The 20,164-nt window shown below is 33.0% G+C and carries 5 protein-coding genes; all 5 read left to right on the top strand.

Going from position 1 to position 20,164, the window contains the following annotated elements:
• Window positions 1-155: 155 nt before the first annotated feature.
• The 5 genes from JAO71_RS03640 (at window position 156) to JAO71_RS03620 (ending at window position 20,158) form a co-directional block, all read left to right on the top strand.
• The gene (locus tag JAO71_RS03640) at window positions 156-602 is read left to right on the top strand and encodes a hypothetical protein (RefSeq protein WP_028289981.1); all 447 of its coding nucleotides are present in this window, start codon (window positions 156-158) and stop codon (window positions 600-602) included.
• 165 nt (window positions 603-767) lie between these two features.
• Window positions 768-2,063: a hypothetical protein gene (locus JAO71_RS03635; RefSeq protein WP_202998930.1), complete on the top strand. Its 1,296-nt coding sequence runs from the start codon at window positions 768-770 to the stop codon at window positions 2,061-2,063.
• 68 nt (window positions 2,064-2,131) lie between these two features.
• Window positions 2,132-3,595: a T9SS type B sorting domain-containing protein gene (locus JAO71_RS03630; RefSeq protein WP_054851098.1), complete on the top strand. Its 1,464-nt coding sequence runs from the start codon at window positions 2,132-2,134 to the stop codon at window positions 3,593-3,595.
• Window position 3,596: 1 nt separating this feature from the next.
• The gene (locus JAO71_RS03625) at window positions 3,597-6,248 is read left to right on the top strand and encodes a PorP/SprF family type IX secretion system membrane protein (RefSeq protein WP_202998928.1); all 2,652 of its coding nucleotides are present in this window, start codon (window positions 3,597-3,599) and stop codon (window positions 6,246-6,248) included.
• Window positions 6,249-6,322: 74 nt separating this feature from the next.
• Window positions 6,323-20,158, top strand: a complete 13,836-nt coding sequence (locus JAO71_RS03620; protein WP_202998920.1) for a T9SS type B sorting domain-containing protein — start codon at window positions 6,323-6,325, stop codon at window positions 20,156-20,158.
• Window positions 20,159-20,164 lie beyond the last annotated feature (6 nt).

Genomic DNA, 20,164 nt, shown 5'->3' with positions numbered 1-20,164 from the left:
TCGTAAATATATGCATTTTAACCCCGAAATAAGTCGTTTGACTGATTATTTTACGCTACACAGAATCTGATTTAACAAAAAAAAACTGAATTCTGTTGTTTATTTTAATTATTTATATAGATTTGTTTCATCATTACACATTAAATACCTTACAAATGAAAACAAAAACTACTTTATTAACCGTTATATTTTTTATAATAGTCTCTATTGGCTATGCTCAAAAATCTTCACCGAGATTAATTTCGGGGAAAGTAAGTATTAACAAATATCATACTTTAGAAGAACTTAACAAATTACAGAAAGGTCAATTGTTAACCTTATACATTCAACGTATCGAAGTATTAGTTAATATTTTACCTAATATTGCTTTTGCAACAAAACCTAATGTAACAATGGCATCAGTTGGTATACCAGAAACTAAAGAAAACAAAAAAACACTTGAAGCAAATCAAGAAGCTTCTGTTGAGTATTTTGACAGAACAGTAGATTTTCAAAGGTTAATTTTACCATATTCTGACACAAGTAATATTATTACGGCAATACTGTTTTATGAACAAACTATTAAATCGTTATTTACTTATGACGACTTTAAAGTGGACTAAATTAGAACTTTAACATCAAATAATCGTTCAATAACAAAGTATAATTCGTTCGGTTTTAGATGTGAATTTACATTTTAACGTAAAAAAATGCATTTTAAATGATTTTTATGTTTATATTTGATTTTAATACAAATTAATTAGTCATTCATTAAATGAAATAACATTATGAAAAAACTACTTTTTACCTCAATATTACTAATGTTTATCTTTAGTAATGCACTAGCACAACAAGAAAAAGGTATTACTGGATTTGATAATTGGTTGAATCCTTGGACCGATTTTACGCCTAACAAAACTGATTACAGAAAACCTAATCAGATAATCAGTGGTGATATAACAAAAGACACTAAGTTGCTTAAAAGAAACACGTATATATTAATGGGTGATGTCTTTGTAACAGATAGTACAACACTTTCAATAGAACCTGGAACAGTAATTATTGGTGATTTCAAAACTAAAGCTACTCTGACTATAACTAATGGTTCTAAAATTATGGCAGTTGGTGAAAGTACAGATCCAATAGTTTTTACTTCAAGTCAAAGTTTAAAAAAACCAGGAGACTGGGGTGGTATTTTTATTCTAGGTGATGCTCCAACCACTAAAGAAGGTATTTCTGAAAGATTAAATTATGGTTTAAGCTCTTCTAATTCAAAAAATATTGCTTACGGAGGTGATAATCCAGAAAGTAATTCTGGAGTAATGGAATATGTTCGAATCGAATATGCTGGAAAAAGAACAAAGGAATATGGTTATTTTAATGGATTAACTCTAGCTGGAGTTGGTAGTGAAACCATATTAAGTAATATTATGGTTAGTTTATGTAGAGGTAACTCTTTTAGTGTCAAAGGAGGCCAAGTAGAATTAGAAAAGTTTGTGTCATACAAATCAAGCGCTAATGATTTTAAAGTTAGTAATGGTGCTCAGTGTAGGTTAATGAACTCATTAGCTGTAAAATCTCCATACATTTCAGGTGCTCAAGCTTCAAGATGCATATATGCATTAAATAATGATGATGATGAAGCTTTTGCAGAAATCAATACTACACTAACAGCAGAAAACTTAACGTTAATTAATGTTAGTAAAGATTTAAGTTATGATATTCAAGTAGGATTAGTAAATGAAGCAATATTTATAGGTAGAGATGCTAATTTTAATATTGATAAAAGTGTTATTTCAGGATTTAAACCAGCAGTATATTTAGATAGTAAAATTAGAGTTAATAGTGAGAGTCTTGATAAGATTCAATTTACTAGTACTTATTTTAATAATTGTGAAGGTAATATCTTCGTTAAAAACACAACTGTAAATGAAGATTTAGAAAACTGGTATGGTAGTCGTGCATTTAATAATGTTTACTCTAAAGGGCCAGATAGCGAAACTTTTATTGATGCTCAAAGTACAGATAGACCTGATTATAGATTAATCATAAATAAAATTGCTGCCTCTAAGACAGATAACTAATAATACTGGTATTTAATTTATTAACATAAATATTATTTATATAGTATAGAAGATTACTGACCAACCAAATGCAAACCATCTCCCAAAATTCAAAGCTATATTTAATAGTAAGTTTGTTTGTAATTACTGTTTTAAATACAGCTAACGCACAAATAGTCATTAGTAAACCACAACTAGGTTTTAGTCAAGCTTGTGCAAATGAGGGTTTTAATACTTTTTCTGCCACTTTTGTTTTTGCACCAGATGAAAGTGTTGAGGCTTCTAATCAATTTACAATAGAACTGTCAGATTCTAATGGAGATTTTAGTAATCCTACTAATATTTTTATTACAGAAGTAGGACAAGTTATAACATCTCCTGCTACTTTAAACTTTCAGTTTCCAGAAAATACTGCAGGTGAAGGATACAGAATTCGTATAAAAAGTAGTGCTCCTGTAGCAACAAGTACCCCTTCAGATCCTTTTGCTGCGTATTATAAATTACACGACATTCCTTTTACGATCAATAATTTAGTATCTACAGCAGCTTATTGTTCTGGTAGTAGTTATTTATTAACCATCGACAATCCAGGGACAGGTAATAATATTTCACCTTTAATTTATCCATCATTAACTTATTTGTGGTATAGAGAAACTGGTCCAACAACATCAGAGTTTGTTGGTGAGGGATCTAGTTTGTCAGTAGATGAAGAAGGTACATATTTTGTAGAAACTAATTATGGTAGTTGTACATCAGATTCATTTTCTAACCGTGTAACAATTAGTGAATCAACATCAGGCGTAACAAATATAGAAATAAGTTCTAGCTTAGGTACAAACTTTTGTCCAGATCAAGGAGCAACAGTATTAAGTACAGTTAACGGAAATAGTTACCAATGGTACAAGAATGGTATTATAATTCCAGACGCAACAGAGCAAAGTTATGAAACTACTGAGTCTGGAACATTTGCTGTACAAGTCGATTTAGGTGGATGCTCCGGTGCAGGTGAAATAATTTTAGATAGCCAAGAATTTATTGGAGCTATTAATGTAGATGACACTAACGAATTAGCTGAAGGAGAATCTTTATCTGTAATTCTTTCTGACACTGCAATTTCACCAGAATATCAATGGTTTCTAAACGGTCAAATAATATCTGGTGTTACACAAAATAACTTTAATGCAACAGAATTAGGTGATTACGAAATAATAGTCACAGAAACTCAAGGTTGTGAGACTTCTGTGTCTTTCTTTTTCTCAATAATTGAGCCTTTTAATCCTTTTCCAGATATTGATAAAATCCCAAACCTTATTAGTCCAAATGGAGATAATATTAATGATACATGGATAATACCACAGGAATACACTGCTGGTTCTGATACCCAAATAACAATTCTAACAAACCGTGGTGAAGTCGTTTTTCAATCTAATGAATATTTAAATAATTGGCCAGAAAACGATCTTGAACTAACTAATATAAACAAGGTGTTTTATTACATTATTACAACATCAGATAACCAAGTAAAAAAAGGTTCGATAACCATCATAAAATAAAATGAATAAGTATTTTTTAATTTTACTTTTATGTATATGTACATTTCAAGTCTCATTATCTCAGGTAGATGATGGGATTGTTGCATTCAATATGCCTTTAAGAAACTCATTAACATTTAATCGTTACACAATAAATCCTACATTTAGTTTTGTAAGAGAGCAAAATAAATATATTAGTATATCTAATAAACGTGAGTGGGTTCAGTTTGAAAACGCTCCCCTAACCTATTTGGCTAGTTATTCCGGACGATTTGGTGAAAATATTGGTGCAGGAATAGGAGTATTTCAGCAAAATTATGGTGTACTAACAACATTTGGAGGGATTTTAAATTTTGCCTATAATGTAGAATTAGACAGAGATAGTAACCTAACTTTTGGTCTTAATATTGGTGCATACAAAAGTGGTTTAAATACAGGAAGTATTGTTGTTAATTTTGATGATCCATCAATTGAAAATGTTCCAGAAAATTTCTTGTTAACCGTTAATCCAGGAATTAATTATGGTACTGGTTTTTTTGATTTTGGTGTTTCTCTAAAAAATATAGTAGCCTATAATTTGCAAACTTCTCTAATGCTCGAAGATAATCCCGAACAAGGTATTCAAGCTCATTTAATGTATACAGGTTATTTTGATACACGTGGTTTTTTTGACGAAACCAAATTTTCTGGTTTGATAAAGTCTGAGTTTACAAAAGATAAAACTATCATCTCTGGTTTAGCAATGTGGACTGTTCCTAAAGGTATTTGGGGACAAATTGGATATAACACTTTATATGGTGCATCTGCAGGATTAGGTTTAAATATTACAAATCAAATAGCAATTGAATACAATTTTGAAAAAGCTATTGGAGACTTAACAGATTTTGGTCCATCACATGAAATATCACTAGCCTATAGGTTTAAAAACAAAAAACGCTACTATTATAGTGGTGATGATGAAATTAGTAGTCTTTTGTCCGGAAATCCTAGAAAAAATAAAAGAACATCAACAGTAAAAGTAGATCGTAAAGCTGTTGCTGAAAGAAAAAAACTAGAAAAAGCTGAATTAGAAGCAAAAAGATTAGCGAAATTACAAGAAAGAGAAAATCTTAAAGCAGAGAGACTAGCTGAGTTAAACAATTTAAAAGAAAACAAAGCTAAAGAAGAAGCTGATGCTGAAGCTGCTCGTTTAGCACAACAAAAAGCTAAAGAAGAAGCTGATGCAGAAGCAACACGTTTGGCACAACAAAAAGCTAAAGAAGAAGCTGATGCTGAAGCAGCACGTTTAGCTGAACAGAAAGCTAAAGAAGAAGCTGATGCTGAAGCAGCACGTTTGGCACAACAAAAAGCTAAAGAAGAAGCTGATGCTGAAGCAGCACGTTTAGCTGAACAGAAAGCTAAAGAAGAAGCTGATGCTGAAGCAGCACGTTTAGCACAACAAAAAGCTAAAGAAGAAGCTGATGCTGAAGCAGCACGTTTAGCACAACAAAAAGCTAAAGAAGAAGCTGATGCTGAAGCAGCACGTTTGGCACAACAAAAAGCTAAAGAAGAAGCTGATGCAGAAGCAGCACGTTTAGCTGAACAGAAAGCTAAAGAAGAAGCTGATGCTGAAGCAGCACGTTTGGCACAACAAAAAGCTAAAGAAGAAGCTGATGCAGAAGCAGCACGTTTGGCACAACAAAAAGCTAAAGAAGAAGCTGATGCAGAAGCAGCACGTTTAGCTGAACAGAAAGCTAAAGAAGAAGCTGATGCTGAAGCAGCACGTTTAGCACAACAAAAAGCTAAAGAAGAAACAAAAATAGAGCCTATTACTGATGCGGGAAAAGAATTATTAGCTCTAACAAAACAAGCAGATAAATCTAAAGATGATCAAGACGATTTATTACAACGTTTTGAGGATATTATTCAAGTTAAAGATGATGATCTTAAAACTTTAAAAGAAGAAAATGATTTAGTAGAACAAGGAATTGCTGTAAAACAGAGAGCTTTCAAAAGTATTACTGAAGAAAATAATAGATTAAATAGAATTAAATTACAGTTAGAAACTAATATAGCTGAAAGAAACGAAGAGATTACAAATCTTAAAAAGCTTTATGAAGAGCAATCTAATTCTGATGTTGAAATGTTAGATAATGTAAATTTATTCTTTACAAAAAAGATTAAAGAATTAGAATCTGAACAAGCATTAGCTATTAATGCTAAAAGTAGATTAGAAGCAAGATTAGAAGATATCAAAATCTCTACAGAATTTGAAAAAAGAAGAAGTATCAAACGAGCAACTTTTGTTGATGAAGGAGAGCGCTATGAAGAAGATCGTGCAGCACTAAAGAAAATAAAAGAAACAACTACATTAAGTAATACACCATTAACAGAAGAAGATTTTGATTTTGGTGAAAAACAAAATGGTATAGAAATTCTTAAAAATATTAATAGAGAAGAAAAAGGATTTTATTTAGTATTAGCAGTTCATACTGATGTTAAAAAACGTGATGAATTTTTAACTAAGGCTGTACAAGCAGGTCGTAATGATATTAATTTCTTTTATGATGTAAATACAAGTAAATATTATATCTATTACGATAAATATAATAGTATTCAAAATGCAAATAAGGCTTCTAATTCAATAAAAGATAAGCCATACAATAAAAACATGTCAATTGTAAAGATTGAATAATAATAAAGTAAATTAATCCCTTATCTATTATCAGAAAACATCCTTTGAAAATAGATTAAAAAAATAATAGTATCATGGAAAAACCTACTTATTCTAAGATTACCATTTTATTTCTACTGTTCCTATGTAGTTATTCAATGGTCGCTCAAAACTTTCAAGGATTTACACCTCGATTTGATGATGATTTAAAAGGAGATATTTTATTAATTGGGAATAATATTTTAGGCCCAAGTAATAATGCTTTCAATAATAACTCATCTTTCAATCACAATGTAGAAATGAACTATATTGATATTGATAATGACAATACCACATTTAGTTCTTCTAGTGCTGATTTAGAGATACCAAATCCTAACTGTTATGAAATTAAATATGCTGGTTTATATTGGGGAGCAGTAAATCCAGGTACTGAACCCATAAGAGATATCAAATTCAAAGGTCCAGTAGGTGATTATATAGATATCCAAGGAACAGTTATTTATGATGCTAATGGTAACTCAGTTGATGGTGGTAATAGTTTTTCCTACGCATGTTATGCTGATGTCACAAACATAGTTACAGCATTAGGTAATGATTTAGGTACATATACTGTAGCCAACGTATCATCTGGTACCGGAGAAACCTCTAACTTCACACCTTATAATGGAACTGGTCAATCAGCTGGATGGTCTTTATTTATAGTTTTTGAAGACCCAACTTTGCCAGGAAAATCTATCACAAGTTTTGATGGTTTTAGTGCTATAAGTGCATCTCAAAACCCGACAGCAGATATCCCTATTAATGGATTTAGAACGATACCAGGTCCTGCACCTGTTAGAGCTAATTTTGCTTTTGCAGCTTTAGAAGGTGATAAACCAATTCCTGGAGATAGATTAAGATTAAATGGTACTGCACTATCTGCTGCGGATAGACCCGTAAACAACTTTTTTAATAGTTCTGTTACTCAATTAGATGCTACTCCAGTAAATAACCGTAATCCTAACAGTACAAACACATTAGGGTTTGATACAGGTATATTATCTATACCAAACCCAGGCAATTCTGTAATTGCAAATGATGCCACTTCTGCTACCGTTAGATTAGAAACTAGTGGAGATACTTATTTTCCTTATTTTTTCGCTTTTGCGGTAGAGATAATAGAACCTAACATTGTTTTAACAAAAATTGTAGAGGATGATGCGGGTAATAATATTGGAGGACTTGAAGTAGGTTTAGGTGATAGTTTAAATTATGTTATTGGTTTTCAAAATACAGGAAATGATAATGCTACTAATTTTCAAATAAGAGATATACTTCCTGTTAATATTTTGTTTGACTATCCAACGGATTTAATTTTACCACCAGGAGTTTCTGTAGCTAGTTACGATCCAATTACACGTGAATTAATTTTAGATATTGAAGATTATTTAGTAGAAGAAAATGATCCTGTTTATGAGATTAGGATCGAGGCACGTGTAGTTGATGCTTGTAACCAACTAGCAGATGCTTGTTCTAATATAATTAACAATCAAGCTTATGCAACATACAATGGATTTTTCAATCCAAATTTTGAAATTACAGACGATCCTAGTTTAAATGCTAATACAGGGTGTTTAATTACGCCTCAAGCTACTAACTTTTTAGCGAATTTAGATTGTGAATTTACACAAAATGAAATTCTTTGTGGAGCGACATTAGAGTTAACTGCTGCAAATGGATATGACTCTTATTCTTGGTCAACTAATGAATCAGGTACACCTGTGATTGGTACAGGTCAAAATATTACTGTTGATCAAACAGGTACATACTATGTTTATAATACAGCTATTGCACCATGTCAATCTATTCAACAGGAATTTGTTGTAGAACTTTTTGGAGGTAATATTGAAAATCCAGTTATTCCTTATGCCGACGAAGTAGTCACTTGTCCTGATAACGGAAAATTATTACCAAATATATTTTTATGTGGTATTAATGATTCAACTCTTATAGAAACAAATATAGCTGGTGCCGAATCTGTTATATGGGAACAATTAGATGAAACTAGTTGTACTGCTGTTTCAAATAGCGATTGTGCAAATGAGGATAATAGTTGTGTGTGGAATGAAGTTGCAAATGGACCAAACTATTTAGCAAATACATCTGGACAATTTAGAATAACAATTAATTATGATGGAGGATGTTTTGTTCAATTTTATTTTAATGTATACCAAAATGTTTTAAATCCTACAGTTGAATCAACAGATATAATTTGTACAACTGATGGAAGTATTACTGTAAATGACGTGCCTTCTGGTTATGAATATAGTTTAGATGATGTTAATTATCAATCAAGTAATATTTTTACTGTTACAGCAGCTGGAATTTATACTGTATATATAAGACAGGTCGGTGTAGATACTAATCCATGTGTATTTACAGTACCAGATGTTCAAATAAGAGTTCGTGATTTTACTGTATCATCTACAATTATTCAGCCTTTCTGTAATGGTGATTTAGGAACCATACAACTAGCAGCTAATGATGTAGAACCACAATATACTTTTGAACTATTCCAAAACGGAACTCTAGTTAATAGTGTTGGCCCAATATTAGAAAACACTCATGCTTTTGAAAATTTAAACCCTGGAACTTATACCGCTACAGTCGAAACTGAAGATGGTTGTACTTACACTGAAGATGTAATTATTGTAGAACCACCTTTATTAACTGTAACTGCAGCAGTTACAAGTCCTTTAACTTGTAATGATGGTGAAATAACAATTTATCCTGATGGTGGAACTGCTCCTTACTTCTATTTTATAAATAGTACAACAGATTTTCAAACGGTTCCTGAAGTAGTTGTTACTTCAGCTGGAACTTATGACATTACAGTTGTAGATTCTAATAACTGTATTGCTACTACTACTATTACAATTGACGATATTCCAGCTCCAGACTATACAATAAATAGTACAGATATTTTATGTTATAATGATGCAAATGGTCAAATTGATATTACTATCACTAATGCTAATGGTTATACTTTAGAATATAGTATTGATAATGGAACTACATTTTCTGCTAACCCAACATTTGATAATTTAGATGCTGGCGATTACGAAGTTGTTATCAGTTATGAGCTAGATGGTTCAGAATGTTTTACAACCCCTGAAACTGTAACAATAAATCAGCCTGATGCTGCCTTGAGTGCAACTGCTGGTATTTCAGCTTTAGCTGGCTGTGGACCAAATGGAGAAGGAACTATTAGAATTACTAACCCTCAAGGAGGTACTCCTTTTCCAGAGCCAAACCCATATGAATATAGTTTTGATAATCAAGCTACTTGGGTTACAACAAATGAAGCTGATGTAACACCTGGAACTTATACAGTTTACATACGTGATGCTAATGGTTGTGTTTTTGTAATGCAGGATATAATTTTAGATCAAGAACCTCCTGCTCCAACTATTGTAGTTGGTGACACAGTTTATAATTGTGATGGATCTGGTAATGCTACTGTAACAGTAACTAACAATGGTGGTTCAAATTATTCTTACGATTATTATCTTGATGGAGTATTAAACCCAAATACTTCAAACCCTGAAATTTTTACGGATGTACCTTCAGGTTCTCATACAATTAGTGTAGAATATACTTTAATTGATGTTCCTACATTTAGTAATTTATTATACGAAACGTTTGGGTATGGAGAAGACACAACTTCACCAGGAATTAATCCAGTATATTATTGTTTTGAGCAACAAGTTGCAGCAACACAATGTGGCAATAGTACACATATTAATGATGGTGAATATTCAGTTACATCTAGCATAGAAAATCCTTTTGGTGCTTGGATTAATCCAAACGATTATACGCCTGCTACTACTCCTCCAACCGCTGATGGTCGATATTTAGTAGTAAATATTGGTGCAACAATTCCAGCTACAGAAATTTTATATGAAAAAGTAATTGATGATATCATACCAAATCAACCGATTCAAGTTGAGTTTGCAGCCATTAACTTACTAAAAACAAATAATAACCAATTCAATCCAGATTTAAGAGTAGCTTTAGTAGACGGAAGTGGTACTGAGATTTCATTTTACAATACAGGAGATATTCCTAAAACAGAAAACTGGATAGAGTATCCAACTACTCCTATTACATTAGACCCAGGAAATAATACTTCTTTAACATTTATTTTAAGATCTAACGTACAGCAAACAAGTGGAAATGACGTAGCGATTGATGATCTAAAAGTATATCAATTACCAGCTTCCTGTACTACAGTAGTAGACTTCCCATTTGTTATTGATTCAGGAAATGCTTTTACTGCAGATATTACTGGTACATCAATGGTAAGCTGCTCAGGTAATGCAGATGGTGAAGTAACTATAGCTGTACAAAATTTTGATACAACAAATGGATTTGAATACTCAATTGATAATGGAGTGACTTGGATTGCACAATCAACTTCTCCTTTTACAATTACAGGGTTAACAGATGATACTTATAATATTAGTGTTAGATATGATGATGAAGCCGATACCTGTCAATTAGATTTTACTGAAACTATTACTTCAGCTGATCCTTTGACAATTAATATAACTAATACAGAAGTTACATGTCTTGAAGGAGCAACAATTACAGCTTCAGCTACTGATGGTACTCCTGGTTATTCTTTTCAATTAATTGATACTGTAGCTCCTTTTACAGCTACAGATTTTAATAATGGTGTCCTAACAGATGTTGCTCCTGGAACATATACAGTTGAAGTAACTGATGCAGCTAACTGTACAAACTCTACAACGTTAGTTTTAGATGCACCTGTTGCTCCAACTGCAACCATTAGTACAACTTCAGACTATTGTTATGACGCTGCTAATGGTGCCACTTTAGAAGTTACTGCTTCTGGTGGTGTAGCACCTTATGAATACAATATAAATGGTGGTGAATTTCAAGATGAAAATACTTTTGAGAACCTTACTCCAGGTACTTACACTATAATTGTTAGAGATACTTATGGATGTGAAGTTACTTTGCCAGCAGAAACTATAGAACCTGAATTAGTTTTAAATACTATAATTACTAAAGATTTAGATTGTACAACATCACCAGATGCTGTAATTACCGGAACTATTACAGGAGGAACTGCTCCTTACACTTACGCTGTTTCAGAAAATGGTGGTGCATATACAGATTTAGGGACTACAGGTACTCCATTTACTTACTCTGCAACTACTGATGGAACATACCAATTTCAGGTAACAGATGCTCTTGGTTGTATTGCAGAATCAGAAGTAAATACCATTGATGCAATATCAACACCAACAGGAACTGCAGATGGAACAGATCCTTTATGTTTTGATGATGCCAATGGAGAAATTCAATTATTTGCAGATGGTGGTTCTGGAGGTTATACTTTTAGCTTTAATGGTGGAGCCTTTACTTCAACTTCATTTTATGATGGATTAGATGCAAATACAACAACTGCTACTACTACAGAATATACCTATCAAATACAAGATAGTAATAACTGTCTGTCTCCAATTTATACTATTATATTAGATAACCCTACAGAAGTTGAAGCTACTGCTACACTTTCTAATAATACTAATTGTAGTACAACTACAGATATTACAGTTAGTGCTACAGGTGGTGCAGGAAATTACGTATATAGTTTTAACGGAAGTACATCTTATACAGCTAATAATGTTTTAACTGTAACTAATACAACTACTACACAAACTATTACTTACTCTGTGAGAGATGCAAATGGATGTATTGATACAGAAACTATAGACATTCCGCCATACAATCCTTTAACAGGTATGACATTTGCGGATTCTAATGTAATTACTTGTAATGATACTACTACAGATGTAACAGTTACTCCGATTGATGGTGTAGCTCCATTTAGCTATGAAATTACAGCTCCAGCTTCAGAAACATCAAACGTTTCAGGAGCTACCTCTGGAACATTTACAAACTTAGCACCTGGTAATTACACTTTCCAGATTACAGATGTAAATGGATGTACTGTTAGTGCTTCTCATACAATTGATCCAGCAATTAACATAGCTATTGCTCAAACTAATACAGATCAAGTATGTTTTGGTTCAGATGATGGTTCTGCTGTATTTACAATGACAGATGTTAGTAGTTTAGGTAACTATACCTATACTCTAACTCCTTCAGCTGGAACAATCACTCAGACTGATAATGAAGTTTCGATCACAAACCTACCAACAGGTTCATATACTTTTGATGTTATAGATACAGCAACAGGTTGTTCTGACTCTGCATCAATTACAATAGATCCTACAACGCAAATTACTTTTACAGCATCTGCTACTAATGTAAATTGTAATACAACAGAATCCACTATTAGTTTTACTGGTTTAACTGGTGGTTCTGGTGGCTATACTTATGCATATGTAAGTTCTGGAGGTAGCGCACCTTTAACTGGTGACTATGGAACAAATACAATAGTTGATACAGCTATATTAGGTTTAGTTATTGATGTCTATGTAATGGACAGTAATAATTGTGCTGTTATGGAAACTGTTACTATTATTAGTGATCCTTTACCTACTGTTACTGCTACAGTTGATAATCAATGTACAGGAACAGGAAATAACTTTAATATTACTGCAACTGCAACAGGTGTTGCTACGTTAATGTATAGTATTGATGGTACAAACTTTCAATCTGGTAACACATTTACTGTAACAGCTGGTACTTATACAATAACGGTTAGAGATGGAAATGGTTGTACTGTTACAGATACCGTAACTGTAAACCCTCAATTATCTCTTTCTGCAGTATTAGATAAAGACATAACATGTGCATTACCAGATCAAGCTCAAGTTACATTAACTGCTGCTGGTGGTGATGCTACAACATATACTTATGCCTATTCAACTGATGGAGGTACAACTTTTACAACTATAGCTAGTAATGTGTTTAATACTAACACTCCAGGAAGTTATATTTTTATGGTAACTGATGCTAATACTTGTACTGTTGAAACAACAACAGCTATAGAAATTACTCCAGCAACTACTCCAGATATTACAGTAACTCAAACAGGATTTATTAATTGTAATGCAGAAGAAACTGCTTCAATTTCAATAACACCAGATACTACTGTAGGTCAAGCACCTTACGATTATGAAGTATATAATACAACGACAAGTACTTCTTATGGTTCTCAAACTTCAGGTCTACCAGCAGGAGACTATACTGTAACAGTAACAGATGCAAATGGTTGTACAGAAGTTGAACCTATTACAATTAACCAACCAGATGCTATTATAGTAAATCACTCTACAGTACCAATTACTTGTGATACAACAAACGGAACTTCACAAGGATCAGTTATTGTAGATAGTGTAACAGGTGGTACAGGTCCTTATAACTACTTTGTAACAGGAACTAATGGTTATGATGAATCAGAATTAAATAATATTGGAGATACTTCTACAACTTTTGATGTTGTTGATTTTGGATTATACCAAATAAACATAGTTGATAGCAATGGATGTTCTGTATTAATACAAGATGTATTAGTAGCATCTCCTCCAGATGATTTAGATATAGTTATAGATACAACAGTTGATTGTACAACAGGAGGTGAAGCTGTAGTTACAGTAAGTACTGCTTTAGCAGGAAATGGACCATTCTATTTTGATATTTATGATGGAACTATTCCACCACCACCACCAGGAGGAACTTGGCAACTAGAGACATCTCCAGGATCAGTAACATTTACAGGTCTAACATCTGGAGTTACTTATACTTTTATTGTATATGATTCTTTAACTGGTTGTACATATTTTGAAACTGCTTCTACACCTATTCCAACTAATTCGACGTTATCAATTAGTAATCAAACTTCAAATAACATAACTTGTACAGGAAGTGCAGATGGTAACGTATCGTTTACAGTAAATAATCCTGAAACTTCGGCTATTGATGTTGATTATGAAATTTTTAATTCATTATCTTTAACTTCAACCGGTATAACTGGAACGGGAACTGTACCAGCAAATGGAACTTTACCAGTTAACAATTTAGGTCCATTACCTTATGGTAACTATTATGTTTTAATTACTGAAACTTCTGGTCCAAATGCAGGTTGTGGAGTGATAACTTCAACTTTTAATATAACAGAATCAGCGATTAGTTTTGGTCTTACAGCTTCTGTAACCTCTAACGAAAATTGTAATGATCTAGGAGTAATAACAGGTATTGCAACAGATGGAACTGCACCTTATCAATATCAAATTTTATTAGAAACTGATACTGCTCCAGATGCAACTAGCACAGCTTGGGGTTCTGCAAATACATTTAATGTACCAGCTGATGTTTATACTGTATATGCTATAGATGCTTATGGATGTATTAGAGATGTAGATTTAACTTTAACTAGAGATGCAGAGCCTATTATTGATCCTCAAACAGCACCTTGTTTTGATGGTAATCCAATAAACATCACAATTACAGGTAGTGTATCTGTTGGTAGTCCATTATACAGTATGAATGGAACAACATTTGTTTCTAGTCCTGATTTCTCAGTATCCTCTCCAGGAACATATACTTTGTATATTCAAGATGGAAATGGATGTGTGGCTTCAACACCGTATATTGTTAATGATCAGTTATTATTAAGTGCAGCATTAACGAGTCCTTTAGACTGTACTGCAACACCAAATGCAGAAATTACTTTAACTGCTACAGGTGGAGATAATACGACTTATACTTATGAAGTATCAACAGACGGCATAACATTTAGTCCAATGGCTACCAATGTGTATTCTGCTGCTGCTGCTGGAACCTATACTTTTATGGTTACGGATGCTGCAGGTTGTGAGTCTACCACAACTTATACATTAGATCCTATCCAACCAACGACATTTACAACTGTAGAGACAGATGTAAGCTGTAATGGAGGAAATGACGGTACTATTACAGTAACAACAACATCTGCTACAGGTCCTTTCATGTATCAATTAGATTCAGGAACAACTCAAAGTTCAAATGTATTTACTGGTTTAACTCAAGGAACTTATACTGTAACAGTAATAGATGCTAGTTCTTGTACTTATGTAAGTGCGCCTATTACTATTGATGAGCCAATTATTTTATCTGCTACAGATTCTTTATCAGCAATAACTAATTGTGATATTGAAACTATTATTACTGTATTAGGTCAAGATGGTACACCAACAACTGCTGGTGAATATTTCTATGAGTTTAACGGAAATGGTTTTTCAACAACAAATACCTATACCGTAAATGATAACGGGACAGTTCAAACTATAACTTATATTGTTAGAGATGCTAATGGTTGTGAAGTAACAGGATCTGTAATGGTAGATCCTTTAGATCCACCAACAGACTTAGACTTCACCTCTACTCCAATTACATGTTTAGTAAGCACAAGTGACGTTACAGTTACAGCAACTGGAGGTACTACTGCTTTAAGTTTTGAAATACTTTCACCTGCAAGTGCTACAGTTAACACATCAGGTGCATCAAATGGAATATTTACTGGATTAACAACAGGTGATTATACTTTCCAAGTTACAGATGCAAATGGCTGTACTTATGAAGAACTTTACACTATTGAAGATGTAGAAAATATAGAAGTAAATGGTCAATTAGTAAGTGACGTAACTTGTAATCCTGGAACAGATGGAGAAGTGACGTTTACAATTTCTAATTTTGAAAGTACTTACAGCTATTCTATAAACGGAGCTCCAGTTGTGACAGGGCAAACTAACCCAACAGTTACAGTTTCTGGATTAACATCTGCAAGTACACAAACAATAATGATTACTGACGAAGCTACAGGCTGTACAGCTACTGCTTCAATTGACGTTGATCAATCGGCTCCTTTAGATTTAATTGCTGATGCATTTGTAAATGCAAATTGTAATGATGGTGCTCAAGTTAGCGTTAGTGCTTCAGGTGGAAACGGAAATTACAGCTACTCATTTGTAGTTAGTGGTTCGCCAGCAGGAACATATTCAAGTTCAAATTCAGCTGTATTAGATCCAGCAGTCTCTACGACTTGGGATGTATACGTACAAGATACTAATGGTTGTGTAATTACAACGCCTTTAACAATAACAATTGATACTGATCCAATTCCATCTGGTATTGCAGTTACTGGTTCTCAATGTCCAAGTCCTTCAAACGACTACACATTTACAGTAAATGTTGCTTCAGGAATTGCTCCTTTTGAATATAGTATTGGTAATGGATTCCAAACTAGTTCTACATTTACAGTTAATACTTCTGGAACTTATACTATAACAGTTAGAGATGCTAATGGTTGTACAGATACAGTAACTTACTTAATTGAAGATCCTGTAGCTGTTTCACTTGCAGGAATATCTCCAAGTTGTAGTGATGATGATGGTCAAATTACAGCAACTGGTTTTGGTGGAACTAGTAACTATGCATATTCAATTAGTCCAAATCCTGCATCAATAACTTTAACAGGTAATGTATTTACAGGAGTGCCTTCTGGTACATATGTCGTAACAATTACGGATACAACTACTTTATGTACTAATGATGCTACTATAACTTTAGATACTGCAACACCAGTAACATTTACTACTAGTGTAAATGATGTTACTTGTAATGGTGAAAGTAATGGAGTTATTACTGTAGATTTACCTGCAAGTAATGATAACCCAATTTATACATATCAAATAACTGCACCAATTACAGTTGGTCCACAAAACTCAAACATATTTACAGGATTAGCTGCTGGTACTTATACTGTACAAGTTAATTCTGGAAGAGGATGTTTTGCTACTGAAGATGTAGTAATTGCAGAACCTAACATAATAGTTGTATCTGCTCCAACAGTTGTTCAATATGAATGTACTACAGGAACAAACACTATTAATTATGCCTCTATTACAGTAGATACTGTAATAGGCGGATCTGGTACTTATACAATTTATGAATTTGTTGAAGGTGGTACTGTTGTTCAATCAGGAACTAGTAATGTTTATACTGAATCTGATAGTTCTGGTGGAACATATACAATTAATGTTTATGATGACCAAGGATGTTTAGGTACAACAGCTAGTACAGTAACTATTGACCCTTACATTGATTTAGATGCTATAACAGTTGTAGTTGATAATGCTATTACTTGTACTAATCTTGAAGATATTACAGTAACTGTATCAGCTACTAATGGTACACCTACTAATTTAGAATTTACTTTAGAAGATGTCACTGGATCTGTAACAGGTGGTGTTTATAGTCAAACAAATACTACAGGAGTATTTACAGGATTAGATGTCACTAACTATATAATTACAGTTACTAATTTAGATACTGGTTGTAGTTTACAAGACACACATTATGTTAATGATCCAAATACATTTGAATTATTAATAGATACTGTTGTAGATGTAACTTGTTTTGATGACAATGATGGAAGTGTAAATATTACTTTTATAGATCAAGTTATTAATGCAAACAACCCAGATCAAGCAGGACCATTTGACTACACTATTTTAGATAGTTCTGGTACAACTGTTAATTCTGGAACAACTACAGATGCTGGACCAGTAACAGTTTCAGGATTAGTAGGTGGTACATATACAGTAAATGCGACTTTAACATCTACTCCATTCTGTACTGTTAGTCAAAGTTTTACAATTACAAGACCAATAGAAACTTTAGCTTTAAGTACAACACAAACATCAGTAACATGTCTTGATGGTATGGGAAGTATTTCAGCTGTTGGAACAGGTGGATGGGGTAATTTAGAATATGAATTATCTGGTGATGCTACTGTACCGTATTCTTCTAATGGAACGTTTACAGATTTATCTGCTGGTACTTATACAGTTAGTGTAAGAGACTTCCAAGGATGTATCGTTTCAGAAGTTGTTGTTTTAAGTTTACCAACTCCTATTGATGCAACTGTTACTGCAAGTGCTTCAACATTGTTATGTTTCGGAGATCAAGATGCTAGTATTACTGTAAGTAATGTAACTGGTGGCCAAGGTGAAAACTATACTTATATTTTAAATAGTTCTTCTCCTACAGCAAGTAACTCTGGACCTCAAACTTCAAATGTATTTACAAACTTAGCTGCTGGTACATATACAGTATCTGTAGCAGATGGTTTAAATTGTACATTTACTTCTGCAGATATTGTTATTGGACAACCAGAACAAATAGCTGTTAGTCTAGTTAATTCTAGTACAAATGTTTGTCCTGTAGCTTATGAGCTTACTTTATCAGCAACTGGAGGAACAGGTGTTTATAGCTATAGTGATGATAGTAACTTTACAAATATTTTAGGTACGTTTACAACATCTACTACAATTCCAGTATCAACTGGTACACACCAATACTATGTATCAGATGCTAATAACTGTACAGCAATGGTTTCAAATGAAATAACTATAGAACCATTGCAAGATTTAGTAATTAACTTACAAAGTGATAATCCAACAATCAATTGTGCTGGAGATAATAGCGGAAGCATTGTAGCTACAGCTCAAGGTGGATTAGGAAACTATACTTATAATTTATTAGACGGATCAGGAACTGTTATAGAAACTACAACAGATAGTCCTGCAAGTTTCACAGATCTATTTGCTGGAACTTACCAAGTTGAAGTAGTTAGTGATAACTGTTTAACTGAAGTTGAAACTATAACTATTACAGAACCTACATCTGCATTACAAGTTACATTTGTAGCTACAGATATTACTTGTAGCGGTGAAGATAATGGTACATTAGAAATCAATGCTACAGGCGGAACTGGTGTAATAAAATATGCACTATCACCACAATTAAACCAATTCTTTGATACTAATATCTTTGAAAACTTAGAAGCTGGTGATTATGTTTTTATTGCTCAAGATGAATTAGGTTGCTACTATACTGATACGTTTACGATTGTTGATCCTCAAGCTGTATTAATTCAAATAGTTCCAGACTCATTAATGGGCGAAACTTGTGAAGGTGAAGCTGATGGAGCATTTAGTATTGAAATATCTGGAGGTAGCTTACCTTACAGTGTAGTCCTTGATGACCCTAATGCAACATATACAACAGGTGGTCCAACACAAACTATTTTTGACTTCACAAATTTAGGTGGTGGTGATCATATTGTATACATTATAGATGCTGCAGGTTGTGAATCTGAATGGAATATCACATTCCCAGATTCTGTCACTATTGATCCAACAGTTCAAGTTGATTACTTATGTGATAATAATATATTGACTAACATCGTTACTGTATTGTTTGATGAAAGTATTACGGATATGAGTCTTTTAGAATTCTCATTAGATGGTGGAACTCCTCAATCAAGTAACATTTTTAATAATGTACCTGTTGGAACAAACCATTCTGTAGAGGTGACTCATACAAATGGATGTGTACAATACACCGAGTTCTTTACTATTGAAGATTATCAACCTCTTGCTTTAATATTGTCTGAAGGAAGTGGTCCTGGAGAAATTATTGCTGAAACAACTGGTGGTACAGGTGATTATACTTACACATTAAATAATACTAATCACGGAAGTACAAATCAATTTTTTGTAACTCAAACTGGTACTTACATAGTAATTGTAACTGACAGTGCTGGATGTCAAGCTGAAGCATCAATAGATATAGATGTTGTTGGACCTTGTATTTCTAATTACTTTACACCTAATAATGATGGTGTTGCAGATACTTGGGCTCCAGGTTGTGTAGAAGATTTCCCAGATTTAACTTTTGATATTTTTGACAGATATGGTCGTAAAGTAGCGACTTACAGAGTTGGAGAATATTGGGATGGTAAATATGATGGAACAGAATTACCAACTGGAGATTACTGGTATGTTGTAAAAACAAACAGTACATTATTAGATAAAGAGTATGTTGGACATTTCACATTATACAGATAAAAAGAA

Source organism: Olleya sediminilitoris (genome assembly GCF_016785945.1).
Classification (GTDB): Bacteria; Bacteroidota; Bacteroidia; order Flavobacteriales; family Flavobacteriaceae; genus Olleya; species Olleya sediminilitoris.
This window is presented reverse-complemented; position numbering and strand designations above follow the sequence as displayed.